This is a genomic window from Streptomyces hypolithicus, from assembly GCF_052934925.1.
The window spans coordinates 5,021,151-5,038,394 of sequence record NZ_CM128811.1 but is presented as its reverse complement, the minus strand read 5'-3'; the positions used below and the strand labels follow the sequence as shown (position 1 = coordinate 5,038,394).

13 protein-coding genes and 1 riboswitch are annotated in these 17,244 nt (G+C 71.5%); of the genes, 7 read left to right on the top strand and 6 right to left on the bottom strand.

Annotation, left to right across the window (positions count from 1 at the left end; all coding sequences use genetic code 11):
- Positions 1-60: 60 nt before the first annotated feature.
- From ACU6WZ_RS23675 to ACU6WZ_RS23665, 3 genes are all read right to left on the bottom strand, one after another.
- Positions 61-852 (bottom strand): enoyl-CoA hydratase/isomerase family protein, encoded by a 792-nt coding sequence (locus ACU6WZ_RS23675; RefSeq protein WP_447030208.1) that lies wholly within the window; start codon positions 850-852, stop codon positions 61-63.
- Between the two features lie 129 nt (positions 853-981).
- On the bottom strand, positions 982-1,203 hold the full coding sequence (locus ACU6WZ_RS23670; protein ID WP_009337982.1) for a helix-turn-helix domain-containing protein: 222 nt from the start codon (positions 1,201-1,203) through the stop codon (positions 982-984).
- A gap of 386 nt (positions 1,204-1,589) precedes the next feature.
- Entirely contained in the window at positions 1,590-3,188 is a 1,599-nt protein-coding gene (locus tag ACU6WZ_RS23665; RefSeq protein WP_447030206.1) for an ABC-F family ATP-binding cassette domain-containing protein, read from the bottom strand.
- 252 nt (positions 3,189-3,440) lie between these two features.
- Here ACU6WZ_RS23665 and ypfJ point away from each other — a divergent pair, with 252 nt between their 5' ends.
- Positions 3,441-4,334 (top strand): KPN_02809 family neutral zinc metallopeptidase, encoded by an 894-nt coding sequence (gene ypfJ / locus ACU6WZ_RS23660; RefSeq protein ID WP_447030205.1) that lies wholly within the window; start codon positions 3,441-3,443, stop codon positions 4,332-4,334.
- A 123-nt stretch (positions 4,335-4,457) separates the two neighbouring features.
- Complete coding sequence (locus tag ACU6WZ_RS23655) at positions 4,458-4,859, top strand: VOC family protein (RefSeq protein ID WP_447030204.1); 402 nt, start codon at positions 4,458-4,460, stop codon at positions 4,857-4,859.
- A gap of 77 nt (positions 4,860-4,936) precedes the next feature.
- Here ACU6WZ_RS23655 and ACU6WZ_RS23650 read toward each other — a convergent pair whose 3' ends face one another.
- The 3 genes from ACU6WZ_RS23650 to ACU6WZ_RS23640 all read right to left on the bottom strand — a co-directional run bounded on the left by ACU6WZ_RS23650 (position 4,937) and on the right by ACU6WZ_RS23640 (position 8,403).
- On the bottom strand, positions 4,937-6,385 hold the full coding sequence (locus ACU6WZ_RS23650) for a hypothetical protein (RefSeq protein WP_447030203.1): 1,449 nt from the start codon (positions 6,383-6,385) through the stop codon (positions 4,937-4,939).
- Positions 6,386-6,555: 170 nt separating this feature from the next.
- Positions 6,556-7,683 carry an alpha/beta hydrolase gene (locus tag ACU6WZ_RS23645; RefSeq protein ID WP_447030202.1) on the bottom strand — a complete coding sequence of 376 codons (1,128 nt, stop codon included), beginning with the start codon at positions 7,681-7,683 and terminating at the stop codon, positions 6,556-6,558.
- 45 nt (positions 7,684-7,728) lie between these two features.
- A complete protein-coding gene (locus ACU6WZ_RS23640; protein ID WP_447030201.1) occupies positions 7,729-8,403 on the bottom strand; it encodes a class II aldolase/adducin family protein in 675 nt (224 codons plus the stop codon).
- Between the two features lie 375 nt (positions 8,404-8,778).
- Between ACU6WZ_RS23640 and ACU6WZ_RS23635 the strand changes: the two genes are divergently transcribed.
- The 5 genes from ACU6WZ_RS23635 (at position 8,779) to cobN (ending at position 17,191) form a co-directional block, all read left to right on the top strand.
- A complete protein-coding gene (locus ACU6WZ_RS23635; RefSeq protein ID WP_447030200.1) occupies positions 8,779-10,044 on the top strand; it encodes an inorganic phosphate transporter in 1,266 nt (421 codons plus the stop codon).
- 12 nt (positions 10,045-10,056) lie between these two features.
- Positions 10,057-10,281 (top strand): hypothetical protein, encoded by a 225-nt coding sequence (locus ACU6WZ_RS23630; protein ID WP_447030199.1) that lies wholly within the window; start codon positions 10,057-10,059, stop codon positions 10,279-10,281.
- 322 nt (positions 10,282-10,603) lie between these two features.
- A riboswitch (cobalamin riboswitch) is annotated at positions 10,604-10,771 on the top strand.
- A gap of 110 nt (positions 10,772-10,881) precedes the next feature.
- Positions 10,882-11,916, top strand: coding sequence for a cobalamin biosynthesis protein (locus ACU6WZ_RS23625; RefSeq protein WP_447030198.1), 1,035 nt, complete (start codon positions 10,882-10,884; stop codon positions 11,914-11,916).
- 8 nt (positions 11,917-11,924) lie between these two features.
- Positions 11,925-13,526: a cobyric acid synthase gene (locus tag ACU6WZ_RS23620; protein WP_447034210.1), complete on the top strand. Its 1,602-nt coding sequence runs from the start codon at positions 11,925-11,927 to the stop codon at positions 13,524-13,526.
- Complete coding sequence (cobN, locus tag ACU6WZ_RS23615) at positions 13,523-17,191, top strand: cobaltochelatase subunit CobN (protein WP_447030196.1); 3,669 nt, start codon at positions 13,523-13,525, stop codon at positions 17,189-17,191. The genes ACU6WZ_RS23620 and cobN overlap by 4 nt, the downstream gene beginning before the upstream one ends.
- Positions 17,192-17,244 lie beyond the last annotated feature (53 nt).

The window sequence follows — 17,244 nt, the reverse complement described above, 5'->3', positions numbered from 1 at the left end:
CGGACGGGGGACGTCTCGGGCGGCGGCGGGCGGAAGCGGACGGCGGCAGACAGCGACGGTTCAGTCGCCGAGCCCTGCGAGGTCGCGGAGCCGGCGCGCCTGGGCCGCGCGCTCGGCGGTGCGCTGCTCGTCGTACGTACGCGCGGCGGCGCCCTGCAGCAGCGCCTTGGTCTCGATCACGGCGTCGCGGGGTGCGGACAGCAGCGCTGCGGCCAGATCCTGCACCGCGCCGTCGAGTTCGCCGGCGGGCACGACAAGGTTGGCGAGGCCGATGCGCTCCGCCTCCTGCGCGTGGACGAAGCGCCCGGTGGCACAGATCTCCAGAGCCCGGGCATAGCCGACGAGGCCGTGCAGCGGGTGCGTGCCGGTGAGGTCGGGGACAAGCCCGAGGCTGGTCTCGCGCATGGCGAACTGCACGTCCTCGGCGACGACACGCAGGTCGCAGGCGAGGGCGAGCTGGAAGCCGGCCCCGATGGCGTGCCCCTGTACGGCGGCGATGGTGACGAGGTCGCTGCGCCGCCACCAGGTGAACGCGTCCTGGTACTCGGAGATGACCGCGTCGAGGCCTTCGTCGGAGCCGCGTGCGAGGTCGAGGAAGGACGGCTCACCGTCGAACCCCTCAGGGGTGAACGCCTGCCGGTCCAGGCCGGCGGAGAAGGACTTGCCCTCGCCGCGCAGCACCACGACCCGCACGTCGCCAGGGAGAGACCGACCGGCTTGCGTCAACGCCCGCCAGAGAGCGGGAGACTGGGCGTTGCGCTTGGCCGCGTTGGTCAGGGTCACCGTGGCGACGGCGTCCTCGACAGTGAGTCGTACGCCGTCTTTGTCGAGCACAGAGTCGAGCGAAGCCATGTGGCGCCTCCGGTTCGGGTGGCAGTCGTGCAGCGTCAGTAAGTGACTGCACAGTAACCACCCGGCCGATCAAGTGATCGACCGGGTGGCCACCGCCCACAACCGATGAGCCGGGCCCGTCCGAGGCGGTCAGGCCGAAGTGGCCTTCTTGCCTCGCGTCGCCCCGCCGCGTCCCCGCAGCGTGACGCCGGACTCGCTGAGCATCCGGTGTACGAACCCATAGGAGCGGCCGGTCTCTTCGGCCAACGCCCGGATGCTCGCACCGGAGTCGTACTTCTTCTTCAGGTCTGCCGCGAGCTTGTCGCGCGCGGCGCCGGTTACCCGGCTGCCCTTCTTCAGAGTCTCGGCCACCCGTGCCTCCTCAAGGAAGTGCGCTCTGGACTCTCATGATCACCCCTCCGGGGCTTCCTGGCCACCCATTCGGCAAGGTCCGTACAACAACCTTCGCCGCAGGGGAACGGCCCGCCACGAGCGGAATGGCTGATTCCGTGGGTTTCCTACCGTACGGCTGATCGGTTCAGGGAGGAAAGTTGCAGGTCAGCACCCTCAGGGGAAGCACGGAACGCAAAGGGCCCGCCCATGGGGGACGGGCCGCAATGCGACGCATGACACACCGGGGTACGAGAGCTACTCACTCAGATGAAGGATCACCCGTAAGCCGAATGATCCAGTGAAAGTGGATCAGGCCGGTGTGATCGGGCCGGAGTGATCAGACCGGGGTGATGAGACCGGTGTGATCAGGCCAGCGCAACGAGGTCCTTGTAGTCCGGGCCCCAAAGGTCCTCCACGCCGTCCGGCAGCAGAATGATCCGCTCCGGCTCCAGCGCGTCGACGGCACCCTCGTCGTGGGTGACGAGGATGACCGCGCCCTTGTACGTGCGCAGGGCGCCCAGGATCTCCTCGCGGCTGGCTGGGTCGAGGTTGTTCGTCGGTTCGTCCAGGAGCAGGACGTTGGCCGACGAGACGACCAGGGTGGCGAGGGCGAGACGGGTCTTCTCGCCGCCGGAGAGGACCCCGGCCGGCTTGTCGACGTCGTCGCCCGTGAAGAGGAACGAGCCGAGCGTCTTGCGGACGGCGACGAGGTCGAGGTCGGGCGCGGCCGAGCGCATGTTCTCCAGGACGGAACGCTCGGGGTCGAGGGTCTCGTGCTCCTGGGCGTAGTAGCCGAGCTTGAGGCCGTGCCCCGGGATGACCTCGCCGGTGTCGGGCGTCTCGGCGCCGCCGAGCAGGCGCAGCAGGGTCGTCTTGCCCGCGCCGTTGAGACCGAGGATGACGACGCGCGAGCCCTTGTCGATGGCCAGGTTGACGTCGGTGAAGATCTCCAGCGAGCCGTACGACTTGGACAGGCCCTCCGCCATCAGCGGGGTCTTGCCGCAGGGGGCGGGGTCGGGGAAGCGCAGCTTGGCGACCTTGTCGGAGACCCGTACCGCTTCGAGGCCGGAGAGCAGACGCTCGGCGCGCTTGGCCATGTTCTGCGCGGCGACGGTCTTGGTGGCCTTGGCGCGCATCTTGTCGGCCTGCGAGTTGAGCGCCGAGGCCTTCTTCTCTGCGTTCTGACGCTCGCGCTTGCGGCGCTTCTCGTCGGCCTCGCGCTGCTGCTGGTAGAGCCTCCAGCCCATGTTGTAGACGTCGATCTGCGAGCGGTTGGCGTCCAGGTAGAAGACCTTGTTGACGACCGTCTCGACGAGGTCGACATCGTGGGAGATCACGATGAAGCCGCCGCGGTACGTCTTGAGGTAGTCCCGCAGCCAGACGATCGAGTCGGCGTCGAGGTGGTTCGTGGGCTCGTCGAGGAGCAGGGTGTCGGCGTCCGAGAACAGGATGCGAGCCAGCTCGACGCGGCGGCGCTGACCGCCCGAGAGCGTATGGAGCGGCTGGCCGAGCACCCGGTCGGGCAGGCCGAGCGCGGCGGCGATGGTGGCGGCCTCGGCCTCGGCGGCGTATCCGCCCTTGGTGAGGAACTCCGTCTCCAGGCGCTCGTACTTCTTCATCGCCTTCTCGCGGGTGGCGCCCTGTCCGTTGGACATGCGCTCCTCGTTCTCGCGCATCTTGCGCAGGACCGAGTCGAGGTCGCGGGCGGACAGGATGCGGTCGCTGGCGAGGACGTCGAGGTCGCCGGTGCGGGGATCCTGCGGGAGGTAGCCGACGTCGCCGGAGCGGGTGATGGCGCCGGCGGCGGGGGTGCCCTCACCCGCGAGGCACTTGGTGAGGGTGGTCTTGCCTGCTCCGTTGCGGCCGACGAGACCGATGCGGTCCCCCTTGGCGATGCGGAAGGAGGCGGACTCGATGAGCAGGCGGGCGCCGGCGCGCAGCTCGATGCCGGAGGCGGTGATCACGGGAAAACTCCAGGGCGGTATGGACGGCGGAAGGGACGGACGGGGGTTTCTTCGACGCCGTCTAATGCACAAGGAGAATTGCCATGGGACCCAGTCTAACGGGCGTCGGCAAACCACTTTCCGGGCGCGGACCGCTCCCCCCGCAAGGGGCGGAAGCGGACGAACTGGCCAATACTCGGGCGCAGGGCGGCGGCCCTTCGCCGGCCTGCGGGAGCGCGACGCGCGGAGCAGAGCAGAGGCTGGTGGCCCGCCATGCAGTTCGACGACAACGCCGATCTGGACTCGTCCGAGGTTCAGGACGTACGGGGCAGCCGGGTGCCCGGGGGCAGGGCGACGGTCGGGGGTGGGATCGCCGCTCTCATCGCGCTGGTCCTCGGTGTGCTGTTCGGGGTGGGGCCGGATGAGCTGGGCCTTTCCGGCGGTGATCCGCAGCCGGCCAGGGCGGCCTCCTCCCAGGCGCAGGTCCAGGGGACCTGCCGCAAGGGCAGCGACGCGAACCAGGAGGACGACTGCAGGGTTCTCGCGGTGGTCAACAGCGTGCAGGACTACTGGCGGCAGGAATTCACCCGGCGCGGCGCGACGTACGGGGGCGCGAACACGGTCTTCTTCGCCCGCCGGGTCGGCACGGCGTGCGGTGCAGCGACGTCGGCGGTCGGGCCCTTCTACTGCCCCGGCGACCGGAGGGTCTATCTGGACCTGGGGTTCTTCGACGAGCTGCGCACGACGTTCGGGTCGAGCGGGGGCCCTTTCGCGCAGGCGTATGTCGTGGCTCACGAGTACGGCCACCATGTGCAGAACCAGATGGGCACGCTGGGCCGGGCCAGGGACGGCAGGCAGGGCGCAGGCAGCAACGCGGTGAAGGTCGAACTTCAGGCGGACTGCTACGCGGGCGTCTGGGCGCGGGGTGCGACGCGTACGCCGGACGAGTCGACGGGACGGCCGCTGATCATCTCACTGACGGACCAGGACATCCGGGACGGCCTCGACGCGGCCGCGGCGGTGGGGGACGACCGGATCCAGCAGCGGTTCCAGGGCCGGGTGACGCCGGAGTCATGGACGCACGGCTCGTCCCAGCAGCGGCAGCAGTGGTTCTACCAGGGCTTTCGTACGGGCGACATGGGGCAGTGCGACACGTTCGCCAGGTGAGAGGGGGCCGGAGGGGGCAGAGGGGGCGGAGGGCGGTCGGCGGAACGCCGTTGTCAGAGGCCGGTGCAAGACTGAGATCCGGATCACATTTGCCATGGAGACGAAGACGAAGGAGGAACAGTCATGGCCGGTGCACCGAGCATTTATCCGACGATTCTGTTCAAGGACGCCAAGGCGGCGGTGGCGATGCTGAAGGACGCCTTCGGCTTCACCGAGGTGGCGCTCCACACGAACGAGAGCGGCGCCGTCGAGCATGCGGAGCTGGCGTGCGGCAATGGCGCGGTGATGGTGGGCTCGCAGGGCAAGGAAGGGGTTTTCGCCAAGGCGATGGCGAATGCGGGGCCGGTCGGGGTGTATGTCGTGGTCGACGACGTGGACGCGCACCATGCGCGGGCCGCGGAGCACGGAGTGGAGATCCTGATGCCGCCGGCCGACCAGGACTACGGCTCGCGTGAGTACATGGCGCGCGACGCCGAGGGCAACATCTGGAGCTTCGGCACGTACGCCCCGGCGCTCCCCTCCTGACCCCCTCCTGGCCCCTTCCTGACCCCGGCCCGCACCTCGAAGGCGTCCGGGGGAGGCCGCTGCCGGGGCAGAGCGGGTTACGTGCCGCCCGTGTGGACCTGGAAGGCGGCTCGGCGGACCGCCTTGGCCAGGGCCGGGTCCGGGTGGGCCGCCGCCAGGGCGACCAGGACCTGGACGGTGCGGGGGTGGCCGATCGCGCGTACCTCGTCGAGCAGCGCCGGCACGGTAGTCCGCACCGCCGCGTCCAGGTGGCGTGCCAGCAGCTGTGTCTCGCCGTGGTCGGCGACGGCCGCCGCCGTGTCCACCCAGAGCCAGGTGGATTCCTCCCGGGTGAGGACCTCGTGCGCGTCTTCGGGGTCCGCGCCCTCGTACTCCGCCAGCCACAGCAGGGCATAGGGGCGAAGGGAAGGGTCGTCCGCCGCTGCCCGTACGCCGGACTCCGCCGGGCCGCCGACCACGCGCAGCGCGTCGAAGGCGAGCCCGCGCAGCAGGGCGTCCTCGCCGCGGGAGGCATCGAGGAGCTCGGTGACGGCGCCGGCGACGGTCCGGGCGGCGAGCCAGGCTCGGTACTCGGCGCGGGCGGGGCCCGGGGTGAGGCGGGCGCAGCCCCGCAGCATGTCCTCGGCGGACTGCTCGATGTTCCCCGCCGGGCTCTGCGCGGCGACGCAGATCTGTTCGAGCTTGACCCACACCGCCCAGTTGCCCAGGGCGGTGAGGTTGGCGACGCCGGGGCCGAGAGTCAGAGCCCCGACGGCGGCCTGGCCTTCCAGGGCCCAGTCGAGGAGGCGGGAGAGCGGGACAGGGGGCTCGGGTGAGGCCTGGGCGGCGAGAGGGGCCGGGAGCGGCGCGGGGAGGGACTGGGGGCCGTACGGCACCTCGCAGTGCTCCTCGCGCAGCTCGGCGACGCGCTGTTCGAGCAGGTCGAGCAGGACCGGGACCTGGACGGGCCCGGCCGACAGCTGGAGAAGGGAGAGCACCTGCGGGACGGCTTCCACCACCTCGGCGACGCAGGCGGGGGTGACGCCGTCCGGGGCCGGATGGGCGATCGACCAGGCGTCGAAGAGCGCGACCCAGCCGCGCAGCACCGCCGCGTCGTCGCGGTCCCAGGCGCGCAGCCGCCAGCCGGGGCGGGTGCGGTCGCCGTGGAGTTCGATGAGGCCGGCGAGCCGGGCCCGGTCCCAGCCCGCGCGGACCTGGGCCGCCGTCAGGTCCAGGTCGGCCGCGGCCTGTTCGACGGCGGACGCCGAGAGGGCGCCGTCCCGGCCGCGCTCGGCGTGGGGCGACTTTCCGCCGCGCGGCGACGGCGAGGCCCAGCGTGCGACCCGTACGGCGTCGGCCAGCACGGTCCGGGCCTGACGGGCCAGTTCTGCGGGAGGCGGAGTGCCTTCGGGGGGCCTCGGCGCCGGGCGGGTGCGGCGGCTCGTCACGGCCTGGGGCCCGCCCCTGGAGACCAGGGGAACGGCGGCGGCGAGGGGTCGCTGGTGGACAAGTCGGAGCCTGGAGTCGCGCGGGGTACGGGACGTCACGGGGAGCAGTGTCGCCGCTGACGCCCCGAAAGCCCAAACGGAATCCCTCTCGCCACTCGCCGGGAGCGGGACGGCGCGGGCCCGGCAGCAGAGGGCGGCTGTGGACGGGAAGCACCAAGCGACTACAGAAAGTGACCCGGAAAAGCGCGGGCGCGGGGCGTTCGGAGTGGCTACATCAGCGGGGTCAGGAAGCGGCGCAGCGTTTCCTGGTAGGTGACCGGGTCGGCGTTCCACATGGCCCCGTGGGGGGCGCCGGTGACGGTGTGCAGGGTGACCAGTTCGGGGCGGAGCCGGGCCAGTTCCCGCGCGGGGTGCCATGGGGCGATGGCGTCGTCCGGGCCGTGGAAGATCAGTGTGGGGATCCGCAGCGCCTGGGGGTCGGCCGCTTCGCGCAGCCGGTCGCCGCGCAGGCCCGTGCGGCCCTGTACGGCCCGGACGGCGAGCGGGAGCAGCGCGCCGGGAACGCGGCGGGCGCCGGCCAGGGCGCGCACGGTGGCTTCCCAGTCGAGGACCGGTGAGTCGAGGACGAGGCCGCTGATGCGGTCGCGGAGCGGGGAGTCGGCCGCTGCGTGCAAGGCCATGGCCCCGCCGGTGGACCAGCCGTGCAGGATGACGCGTTCCGCGCCGTGGCGGACGGCATGGCGAATCGCGGCGTCGAGGTCGCGCCACTCGGAGTCGCCGAGGTGGCCGAGACCGCCCGGTGCCTTGGGGGCGCCGGTGTCACCCCGGTAGGCGATGTTCAGGACGGGGAGGTGGTGCGCCTGGAAGAAGCGCAGCAGGTTCATGGGGTGTTCGCGGGTGGTCCCGAGGCCGTGAGCGGTGATCACCCAGGTGTCGCGGTCTCCTGGTACGAACCAGGCGGGGAGTACGCCGAGTTCGCCGGGCACCTCGACGTCGGTGTGCGGGACCCCGAGAGCGCTGCGCGGATCGCCGACGTACAGCTGTGGGGTGATCCGTACACGGGAGCCGGTTTCGAGCGTGCCGAAGCTGACGCGTTCCAGGCGGCGCACGACGGTGTCGGCGGTGTGCGGCGCGTCCTCGACGACGGGGCCGACGACCGCGTGGACGTGCGGACCTTCGATGCCGTACGTGCCGGGGCGCAGGGACGGCAGCCCACGGGTCAGGGTGACCTGCCCTGCGGTGGCGGCGTGCACGGTCAGGCGGGGGTCGGTGGGCAGCGGTCTGCCGGGCGACGACTTGAGGGCGGAGTCGCCGGCGTAGCGCCCGATCGCGACCGCGGCCGCGCCGACGCCGATGAGTATGGTGACGGCCGCTGCCGTCGCTTTAGCCGGGCGCACCGCTCCAGTGTCCGCACACCCGGGCCGATCGGCCAGTGGGCGGGGTCAGGCGGGTTGGCCGTAGCCGGCCAGTTTGGCCGACACCTCGCGCAGCTGGGCGGCGGAGAGCAGAGTGGGTTCGCGTCCCGGTACGGAGCTCGCGGTGAGCCAGAGCCGGCACATCCACTCCAACTGGGCGGTGCGGTCGTAGGCCTGGTCGAGGGTGGCGCCGTAGGCCATGGTGCCGTGGTTCTGGAGCAGGCAGGCGGAGCGGTCGCGCAGGGCGAGCAGCATGTTCTCGGCCAGTTCCGGTGAGCCGTACGTCGCGTACGGGGCGGTCCGGACGGGGCCGCCGAGTGCGGCGGCCATGTAGTGCACGAGGGGCAGTTCGTCGACGAGGGTGGAGACGGCCGTGGCGTGCACGGCATGGGTGTGGACGACGGCCCCGGCGTCCGTGCTGCGATAGAGCGCGAGATGCATCGGGAGCTCGCTGGTCGGGGCGAGGTCGCCGAGGACGCGGTTGCCTTCGAGGTCGACGGCCACGGCGTCCTCGGGGCGCAGCCGTTCGTACGGCACTCCGCTCGGGGTGACCAGGACGAGCCGGCCGACCCGTACAGAGACATTGCCCGAAGTGCCGACGACCATGCCTTCGCCGACCGTCCTGCGGGCGGTGGCCACCAGGTCGTGCCATGCCCGCTCGATCGCCTGCGCCTGCGTCGCGTCCTGTCGCTGCTCAGCCATGCGCAGATCCTGCCAGCAGCGGCGGAGGCGAGAGGAGGCGGGCCGGCCCCACCCAGTCACGCAGCGTGAGTGCTGGCCTCGACAGAGGGCGCCGCGCCGGGCGGGGCAGGCCGTGCGGGAAACGGCTGCCGCTCGGCCCATCCGGAATGCCCCTGCGAGCGCCGGGCGCAGTGACAAGGATCTCCCCCGGCGGCCCTGTGGACGCCCGCTGAGTCGGGTGAGGTGCCGCCCGGCCTGCAATCGCTGCGCTCCGGCCTCAACCGGAATGCCCGTGCCGCGCTTTGAGTCACCGCACCGCCTGCGTCAGTTCATCTTCCGTTCACTCAGGTTGCCTACGTTCCACGTGCCACTGACGTCCATAGATTGCCTGGGTAAATGGAACACATCACCCTGCTGCTCGCGATCGTGATCGTGACAGCTCTAGTGTTCGATTTCACGAACGGTTTCCACGACACCGCCAACGCGATGGCGACCACCATCTCGACCGGCGCTCTGAGGCCCAAGACCGCGGTGGCCATGTCTGCCGTGCTCAACCTCGTCGGCGCGTTCCTGTCCGTGGAGGTCGCCAAGACGATCTCCAGCGGCCTCGTCACCGAGGACGGCATCACACCCCAGGTCATCTTCGCGGCGCTCGTCGGCGCGATCCTCTGGAACCTCATGACCTGGCTGATCGGTCTGCCGTCCAGTTCCTCCCACGCCCTCATGGGCGGTCTGATCGGCGCCACCATCGCCTCAGTCGGCGTCAGCGGCGTCAACGGCGGGGTCGTCGTCACCAAGGTGCTTCTCCCCGCGATCGCCGCACCGCTGGTCGCCGGAATCGCCGCCTACCTCGCCTCCCGGCTGACTTACCGGATCGGCCGCAACGCCGACCCGAAGGCCACGGCCAAGGGCTACCGCGCAGGCCAGATCACCTCGGCCGGCCTGGTCTCCCTCGCTCACGGCACCAACGACGCGCAGAAGACGATGGGCATCATTACGCTGGCGCTCATCGCGGGCGGTGTGCTCGCCCCCGGCTCCAACCCTCCGATGTGGGTCATCTTCTCCGCCGGCCTCGCGATCGCCCTCGGTACGTACCTCGGCGGCTGGCGCATCATCCGCACCATGGGCAAGGGCCTCACCGACCTCCAGCCGCAGCAGGGCTTCGCCGCCCAGACCAGCGCGGCCAGCGTCATCCTCGCGTCGTCCAACCTCGGCTTCTCGCTGTCGACCACACACTCCTGCTCCGGCGCCGTGATGGGCGCGGGACTCGGGCGCAAGGGCGGCGTGGTCCGCTGGTCCACCGCCACCAGGATGTTCGTCGCCTGGGGTCTGACGCTGCCGGCCGCCGGTCTGGTCGCCGCCGCTTCGGAGTTCGTCACCAAGCAGGGCGACTGGGGCGTCGCCGTCATCGCGGTCTTCCTGGTCTCCGCCTGCACCGCGATCTGGTTCATCTCCCGCCGCCAGGTGGTCGACCACACCAACGTCAATGATGTCGGGGATGTCGACAGCGACGACGGGCGCGCGGGAGTCGTGACCACCGCCATGGCCGCGGTCAGCGTGCCGCCCACCGCCGGTGCCGTCGCCGCCGCTGAGGAGTTCAAGACCCCCATCCCGGCCCCGGCCGGCGCCTCCCCCGAGCCGGCCAGCCCGGCCAAGGTGTAAGGACAGAACCAGATGAAGATCGACTGGGCAGCTCTCGGCTCTGTGTTCGGCGTGAGCCTTGTGGCCACTGTGGCTCTGGTGGGCCTGTTCACCCTGGGCATCGTGGCCCTCGCCAAGCAGGAGGGCGCCGCCGCTCAGAGCGGCGGCTCCGCCGTGATGGCGCGCACCGGCGCGTACGCCTGCTTCGCGCTGTGCGCGTCGGCCGTGGCGTACGGGATCTACCTGATCGTCGCCTGACGCACCTCCCGCCCCTGACGTACCTCCCGCTCCTGACGTACCTCCCGCTCCACGGGCACCGCCCCGCCACCGGCCCCCACTACGGGCCACCGGCGGGGCGGTGTCCTGCGCGCGTCCGTGCGCGCGTCCGTGCGCGCGTCCGTGCGCGCGTCCGTGCGCGCGTCCGTGCGCGCGTCCGTGCGCGCGTCCGTGCGCGCGTCCGTGCGCGCGTCCGTGCGCGCGTCCGTGCGCGTCTCCGTGCGCCTGTCTGTTTGCGTGTCCGTGTGCGTGTCTGTGTGCGTGTCTGTGTGCCCCAGCACACTCTCCCCTCGCAGGTCAGCGGCAAGTTGACGCCGCTGACGGGGCATGGTGGACTGCCCCAGCCGAAATACGGCGGCACGAGAGGAAGCCCGGTGCGAATCCGGTGCGGTCCCGCCACTGTGACCGGGGAGACGAGAAATCGTCGGCTCCCCCGGAAGTCAGGAACTCTCACCGCCGGTCACGTCGAACCAGGGCGCGGACCCTGAGTGAGGACATACCGCCATGCCCGGCTGCCGTTCAGTCATTCCTGTGATTCCCGTGTGTACGCGCGCACTTCGAGGCGCGTCGGCCTGCTGAGCCATGCGTGCCGATCGCATCTTCGCGTACGGCGCCACCGCCGGCCTGATCGGCGACCTGCTGCTCGGTGATCCCCGCCGTGGGCATCCGGTCGCCGCGTTCGGGCGGGCCGCGGGCGCCGTCGAGTCCCTGCTGTGGCGTGACCACCGCGGGTGGGGCGCGGTGCACACCCTGGTGTGCGCCGGCGCTGCCGCCGGCGCCGCCGTGCTCGCCTCCCGCGCCGTACGCCGCTCCCCCGCCGCCGCCCTCGCGCTGACCGCCGCCGCCACCTGGGCCGTCGTCGGGGGTACGTCGCTGAGCCGCGAAGCCCGGGCCGTCGGCGGGGCGCTGGCGGCCGGGGACACCGAGGTGGCCCGCGAACGCCTGCCCCACCTGTGTGGGCGCGACCCGCAGGCCCTGGACGCGCAGCAGATCGCCCGGGCCGTCGTCGAGTCCGTCGCCGAGAACACCTCCGACGCCGTCGTCGGCGCCCTGGTATGGGGCGCTGTGGGCGGTGTGCCCGGCCTGGTGGCCTTCCGCGCCGTGAACACCCTCGACGCCATGGTCGGCCACAAATCGCCCAGATACACCCGCTACGGCTGGGCTTCGGCCCGCCTCGACGACGTGGCCGGCTGGCCCGGGGCCCGGCTGACCGCCGCGCTCGCCGTGATCGCGGGCGGCGACCCGCGCGGCGCGCTCCGCGCGTGGCGCGCCGACGCGTACCGGCACCCGAGCCCCAACGCGGGCCCGGTGGAAGCCGCCTTCGCAGGGGCGCTCGGCGTGCGGCTCGGCGGGACGCTCGCGTACGCCGGCCGCGTTGAGCACCGGCCGGTACTCAACGCCGCCGGGCGGCCCGTCGGCGTGGCGGACATCGAGCGGGCCGTACGGCTCTCGCGCCGCGTCGGGGCGCTGGCCCTGGCGGCGGCCGTCGCGGGCCGGCCGGCCGTCGGCGCGCTGCGGCGGGCGGCACGTACCGGGGCACGCATACGTACCGGCGCTGGCACACGTACCGGCATACGCACACGTACCGGCGTACGCAACGGAAAGGGACGCGCATGAACGGTTCGTTGGGGGGTGGCCTGCTCGTCGCGGGAACCACGTCCGATGCGGGCAAGAGCGTGGTGACCGCCGGGATCTGCCGGTGGCTGGCGCGCCGGGGAGTGAAGGTCGCGCCGTTCAAGGCGCAGAACATGTCGCTCAACTCGTTCGTCACGCGCGAGGGCGCGGAGATCGGCCGGGCACAGGCCATGCAGGCGCAGGCGGCACGCGTCGAGCCGACCGCGCTGATGAATCCCGTGCTCCTCAAGCCCGGCAGTGACCGCAGCAGTCAAGTGGTGCTGCTGGGCAAGCCGGTGGGCGAGATGAGCGCCCGCGGGTTCTTCGGGGGGGCCGGGGGGTCCGGAGGGTCTGGGGGGTCGTACTCCGGGAAAACGCTGTACGGGGGGCGACAGGAAGCGCTTCTCGGGACCGTCACGGACTGTCTGCGGGAGTTGCGGGGCACGTATGACGCCGTGATCTGCGAGGGGGCGGGCAGTCCCGCCGAGATCAATCTGCGGCGCACCGACATCGTGAACATGGGCATCGCGCGAGCGGCCCGGTTCCCGGTGGTCGTCGTCGGCGACATCGACCGGGGCGGTGTCTTCGCGTCCTTCTTCGGTACGACGGCCTTGCTGAGCGCCGAGGACCAGCAACTGGTCGCGGGCTACCTGGTCAACAAGTTCCGCGGCGACGTCTCGCTGCTCGAACCGGGGCTCGACATGTTGGAGAGCCTCACCGGGCGGCGTACGTACGGTGTGCTGCCCTTCGCGCACGGCCTCGGCATCGACGAGGAGGACGGCCTGAGAGTGTCGCTTCGGGGCACCGTACGGGAGTCGGTCGTCGCGCCGCCTCACGGCGCGGACGTGCTGCGCGTAGCCGTGTGCGCCGTACCGCTCATGTCGAACTTCACCGACGTCGACGCGCTGGCTGCCGAACCGGGCGTCGTGGTGCGGTTCGTGGACCGGGCAGAGGAGCTGGTGGACGCCGACCTGGCCATCGTGCCGGGCACCCGCGGCACGGTGAAGGCCCTCCAGTGGCTGCGCGAGCGCGGCCTCGCCGACGCGCTGGCCCGGCGCGCCGCCGAGGGCCGGCCCGTGCTAGGCATCTGCGGCGGCTACCAGCTGCTGGGCGAACGTATCGAGGACGACGTCGAGTCGAGAGCCGGGACGGTCGACGGCCTGGGCCTGCTGCCGGTACGGGTGCGGTTCGCGGTCGAGAAGACACTCGCGCGGGTCTCCGGCACCGCCCTGGGCGAGGCCGCCGAGGGGTACGAGATCCATCACGGGGTCGCCGAAGTGCTGGGCGGCTCAGGGTTCATCTTTGACAGCACCCGTGACGGCGAACCACACAGCCTGGACGGCTGCCGCGTCGGTTCCGTCTGGGGCACCCACTGGCACGGCTCGCTGGAGAGCGACGGCTTCCGGCGCGCGTTCCTGCGCGAGGTCGCCGCCGCCGCGGGCCGCCGCTTCGTACCGGCGCCCGACACGTCGTTCGGGGCGCTGCGCGAGGAGCAGCTCGACCGCCTCGGCGACCTGATCGAAGAACACGCTGACACGGACGCGCTGTTGCGGCTCATCGAGTCCGGCGCGCCCTCCGGCCTTCCCTTCATCGCACCTGGAGCGCCCGCATGAGCATCGAGAACCCCCAGAACATTGTGCTGTTGCTGTCGACCGCCGACACCGATCTGCTGGCGGCCCGTGCCTCCGGGGCCGGTTACCGGATCGGCAATCCGACCCGTATCGACGCGTCCGAGGATCTGCCCGCGCTCCTGGCGGGCGCTTCGGTCGCCGTCGTACGGCTGCTCGGCGGCAAGCGCGCCTGGGAAGACGGCCTCGCGGTCCTCAAGGCCTCCGGGATTCCCACGGTCCTGCTGGGTGGCGAGACTATGCCGGACGCGGAGCTGATGGCCGAGTCGTCGGCGCCGGCGGGTGTCGTCGCCGAGTCGCTGCGCTACCTCGTCGAGGGCGGCCCGGGAAACCTGGTGGAGCTGTCCAGGTTCCTGTCCGACACCGTGCTGCTGACCGGTGTGGGCTTCGCGGAGCCGCAGAAGATGCCCGAGTGGGGGGTGCACGGCAGTCGGGCCTACACGGAGGGACGCCCCACTGTCGGTGTGCTCTTCTACCGGGCGCACGAACTGTCCGGAAACACCTCCTTCGTCGACGTGCTGTGCGATCAGATCGAGGCGCAGGGCGCCAACGCCCTTCCGTTGTACTGCGGTTCACTGCGCAGTGCCGACCCCGCGCTGTACGAGGAGCTGGGCCGGGCCGACGCCCTGATCGCGACCGTACTGGCCGCGGGCGGTACCCGGGCGAGCGACGCCTCGGCGGGCGGCGACGACGAGGCGTGGGACATCGGCGCGCTCGGCGATCTCGACGTACCCGTGCTGCAGGGCCTGTGCCTCACGTCGTCGCGCGCCACCTGGGAGGCGTCGGACGCGGCGCTGTCCCCGATGGACGCGGCGATGCAGGTCGCCATCCCCGAGTTCGACGGCCGGCTGATCACCGTCCCGTTCTCCTTCAAGGAGATGGGAGAGGGCGACGTGCCGGTGTACGTCGCCGATCCCGAGCGGGCGGCCCGCGTCGCCGGTATCGCGGTGCGGCACGCCAGGCTCGCCCACAAGCCGAACGCGAGCAAGCGCCTCGCGCTCGTCTTCACCGCGTACCCGACGAAGCACGCGCGGGTCGGCAACGCCGTGGGCCTCGACACTCCCGCGTCCGCGATCCGCGTGCTCGACGCCCTGCGCGACGCCGGTTACGGCGTCGAAGGCCACCCGGACAACGGCGACGAGCTGATCCACCGGCTCATCAACGCGGGTGGCCACGACGTGGAATGGCTCACCGAGGAGCAGCTCGCCGCAGCGCCCGCGAGGGTGCCGCTCGCCGACTACCAGGAATGGTTCGACCAGCTGGAGCCCGCGCTGCGCGACGGCATGCTGGAGCACTGGGGCGAGGCGCCGGGGCAGCTGTACGTCGACGGTGACGACATCGTGCTGGCGTCCCTGCAGTTCGGGAACGTCGTCGTGATGATCCAGCCGCCGCGCGGTTTCGGGGAGAATCCCATCGCGATCTATCACGACCCGGACATGCCGCCGTCGCACCACTACATGGCGGCGTACCGCTGGCTGGACCGTACTTTCGGTGCGGACGCGATCGTGCACATGGGCAAGCACGGGACGATGGAGTGGCTGCCGGGCAAGGGCCTCGGCCTGTCGGCGGGGTGCGGGCCGGACGCCGTGCTGGGCGAGCTGCCGCTGATCTACCCGTTCATCGTCAACGACCCGGGCGAAGGCACCCAGGCGAAGCGGCGCGGGCACGCGACCGTCGTCGACCACCTGGTGCCCCCGATGGCGCGGGCGGACACGTACGGCGACCTGGCGAAGCTGGAACAGTTGCTGGACGAGTACGCCCTGGTCAGCGACCTCGACCCGACGAAGGCACCGGCGGTGCGGGCGCAGATCTGGACGCTGGTGACGGCGGCGCAGCTCCACCACGACCTGCACCTGGACGAGCAGCCGGACGACGACGACTTCGACGAGTTCGTAATGCACATCGACGGCTACCTGTGCGAGATCAAGGACGTGCAGATCCGCGACGGCCTGCATGTGCTGGGCGGCGGCCCCGAGGCCGAGGCGCGAGTCAATCTGGTGCTGGCCGTGCTGCGGGCCTCGCAGGTGTGGGGCGGCCGGGCGAACGCGCTGCCGGGGCTGCGGGCTGCTCTCGCCGAGCACTTCGGTCTGTCCGAGAAGGAGCTGCTGGGCGAGCCGGGTGCGGCGGTGAAGGTGGCCGACGCTCTGACCGCGCTCGTGGCGGGCCCGGCGCGGACCGGCGCCGACGCGATCGACCTGCTGGAGCAGCTGTGCCGGCGGCTCGCGGAGGGCATGGAGGAGCGGCGCTGGGACACGGCGGAGGCGGCTGGCCTGGTGGACGAGGTCATCGGGGTCGAACTGCCGGACGCGGTGGCCGTGTTGCGGTTCGCCTGCGACGAGGTGGTACCGAGGCTGGCGCGTACGACCGACGAGATCGGCAACATCCTGCACGCGCTCGACGGTGGCTTCGTGCCGGCCGGGCCGTCCGGGTCGCCGACGCGCGGTCTGGTGAACGTGCTGCCGACCGGGCGCAACTTCTACTCCGTCGACCCGAAGGCAATTCCGTCACGGCTCTCCTGGGAGGTCGGTCAGGCGCTTGCCGACTCGCTGGTGGCGCGCTATCTGACGGACAACGGTGAGTATCCGAAGTCGGTGGGCCTGACGGTGTGGGGTACGTCGGCGATGCGCACCCAGGGCGACGACATCGCGGAGATCCTGGCGCTGCTGGGCTGCCGTCCGGTGTGGGACGACGCTTCGCGGCGGGTGACGGGCTTCGAGGTGGTGCCGCCACAGGAGCTGGGGCGGCCGCGCATCGATGTGACCGTACGGATCTCCGGGTTCTTCCGGGACGCGTTCCCGCACGTGGTGGGGCTCATCGACGACGCGGTACGGGCCGTGGCCGAGCTGGACGAGCCGGCGGAAGCCAACTATGTGCGGGCGCACGCCGACGAGGACACCGCAGAGCACGGCGACCGGCGGCGCGCGACGGCCCGCATCTTCGGCTCGAAGCCGGGGGCGTACGGGGCGGGGCTGCTGCCGCTGATCGATGCGCGGAACTGGCGGTCGGACGCGGATCTGGCCGAGGTGTACGCGGTGTGGGGTGGTTACGCGTACGGGCGCGGGCTGGAAGGGAAGGCGGCCCGGGGGGACATGGAGACGGCGTTTCGGCGGATCGCGGTGGCGGCGAAGAACGTCGACACGCGGGAACACGATTTGGTGGATGCCGACGACTACTTCCAGTACCACGGCGGCATGGTCGCCATGGTGCGGCATCTGACGGGTGAGTCGCCCGAGGCGTACGTGGGGGACAGCGCCACGCCGGACCAGGTGAAGACGCGGACGCTGGGCGAGGAGACGCACCGGGTTTTCCGGGCGCGGGTGGTCAATCCGCGCTGGATGGCGGCCATGCGGCGCCACGGGTACAAGGGTGCCTTCGAGATGGCGGCGACCGTCGACTACCTCTTCGGGTACGACGCGACGGCGGGGGTGGTCGACGACTGGATGTACGAGAAGTTGTCGAGCGAGTACGTCTTCGATCCGGAGAACCAGGCCTTCATGCGGAAGTCCAACCCGTGGGCGCTGCGCGGGATCACGGAACGGCTGCTGGAGGCGGCCGAGCGTGGCCTGTGGGCGGAGCCGGAGGCGGAGACGCTGGAGCGGCTGCGGGCGACGTATCTGGAGCTTGAGGGCGACCTGGAGGGGGACGCGTGAGGGCGCCTGCGGTGGGGTTCCTTCCCCACTCCGCCCCTTCCCGAATCTGGGGG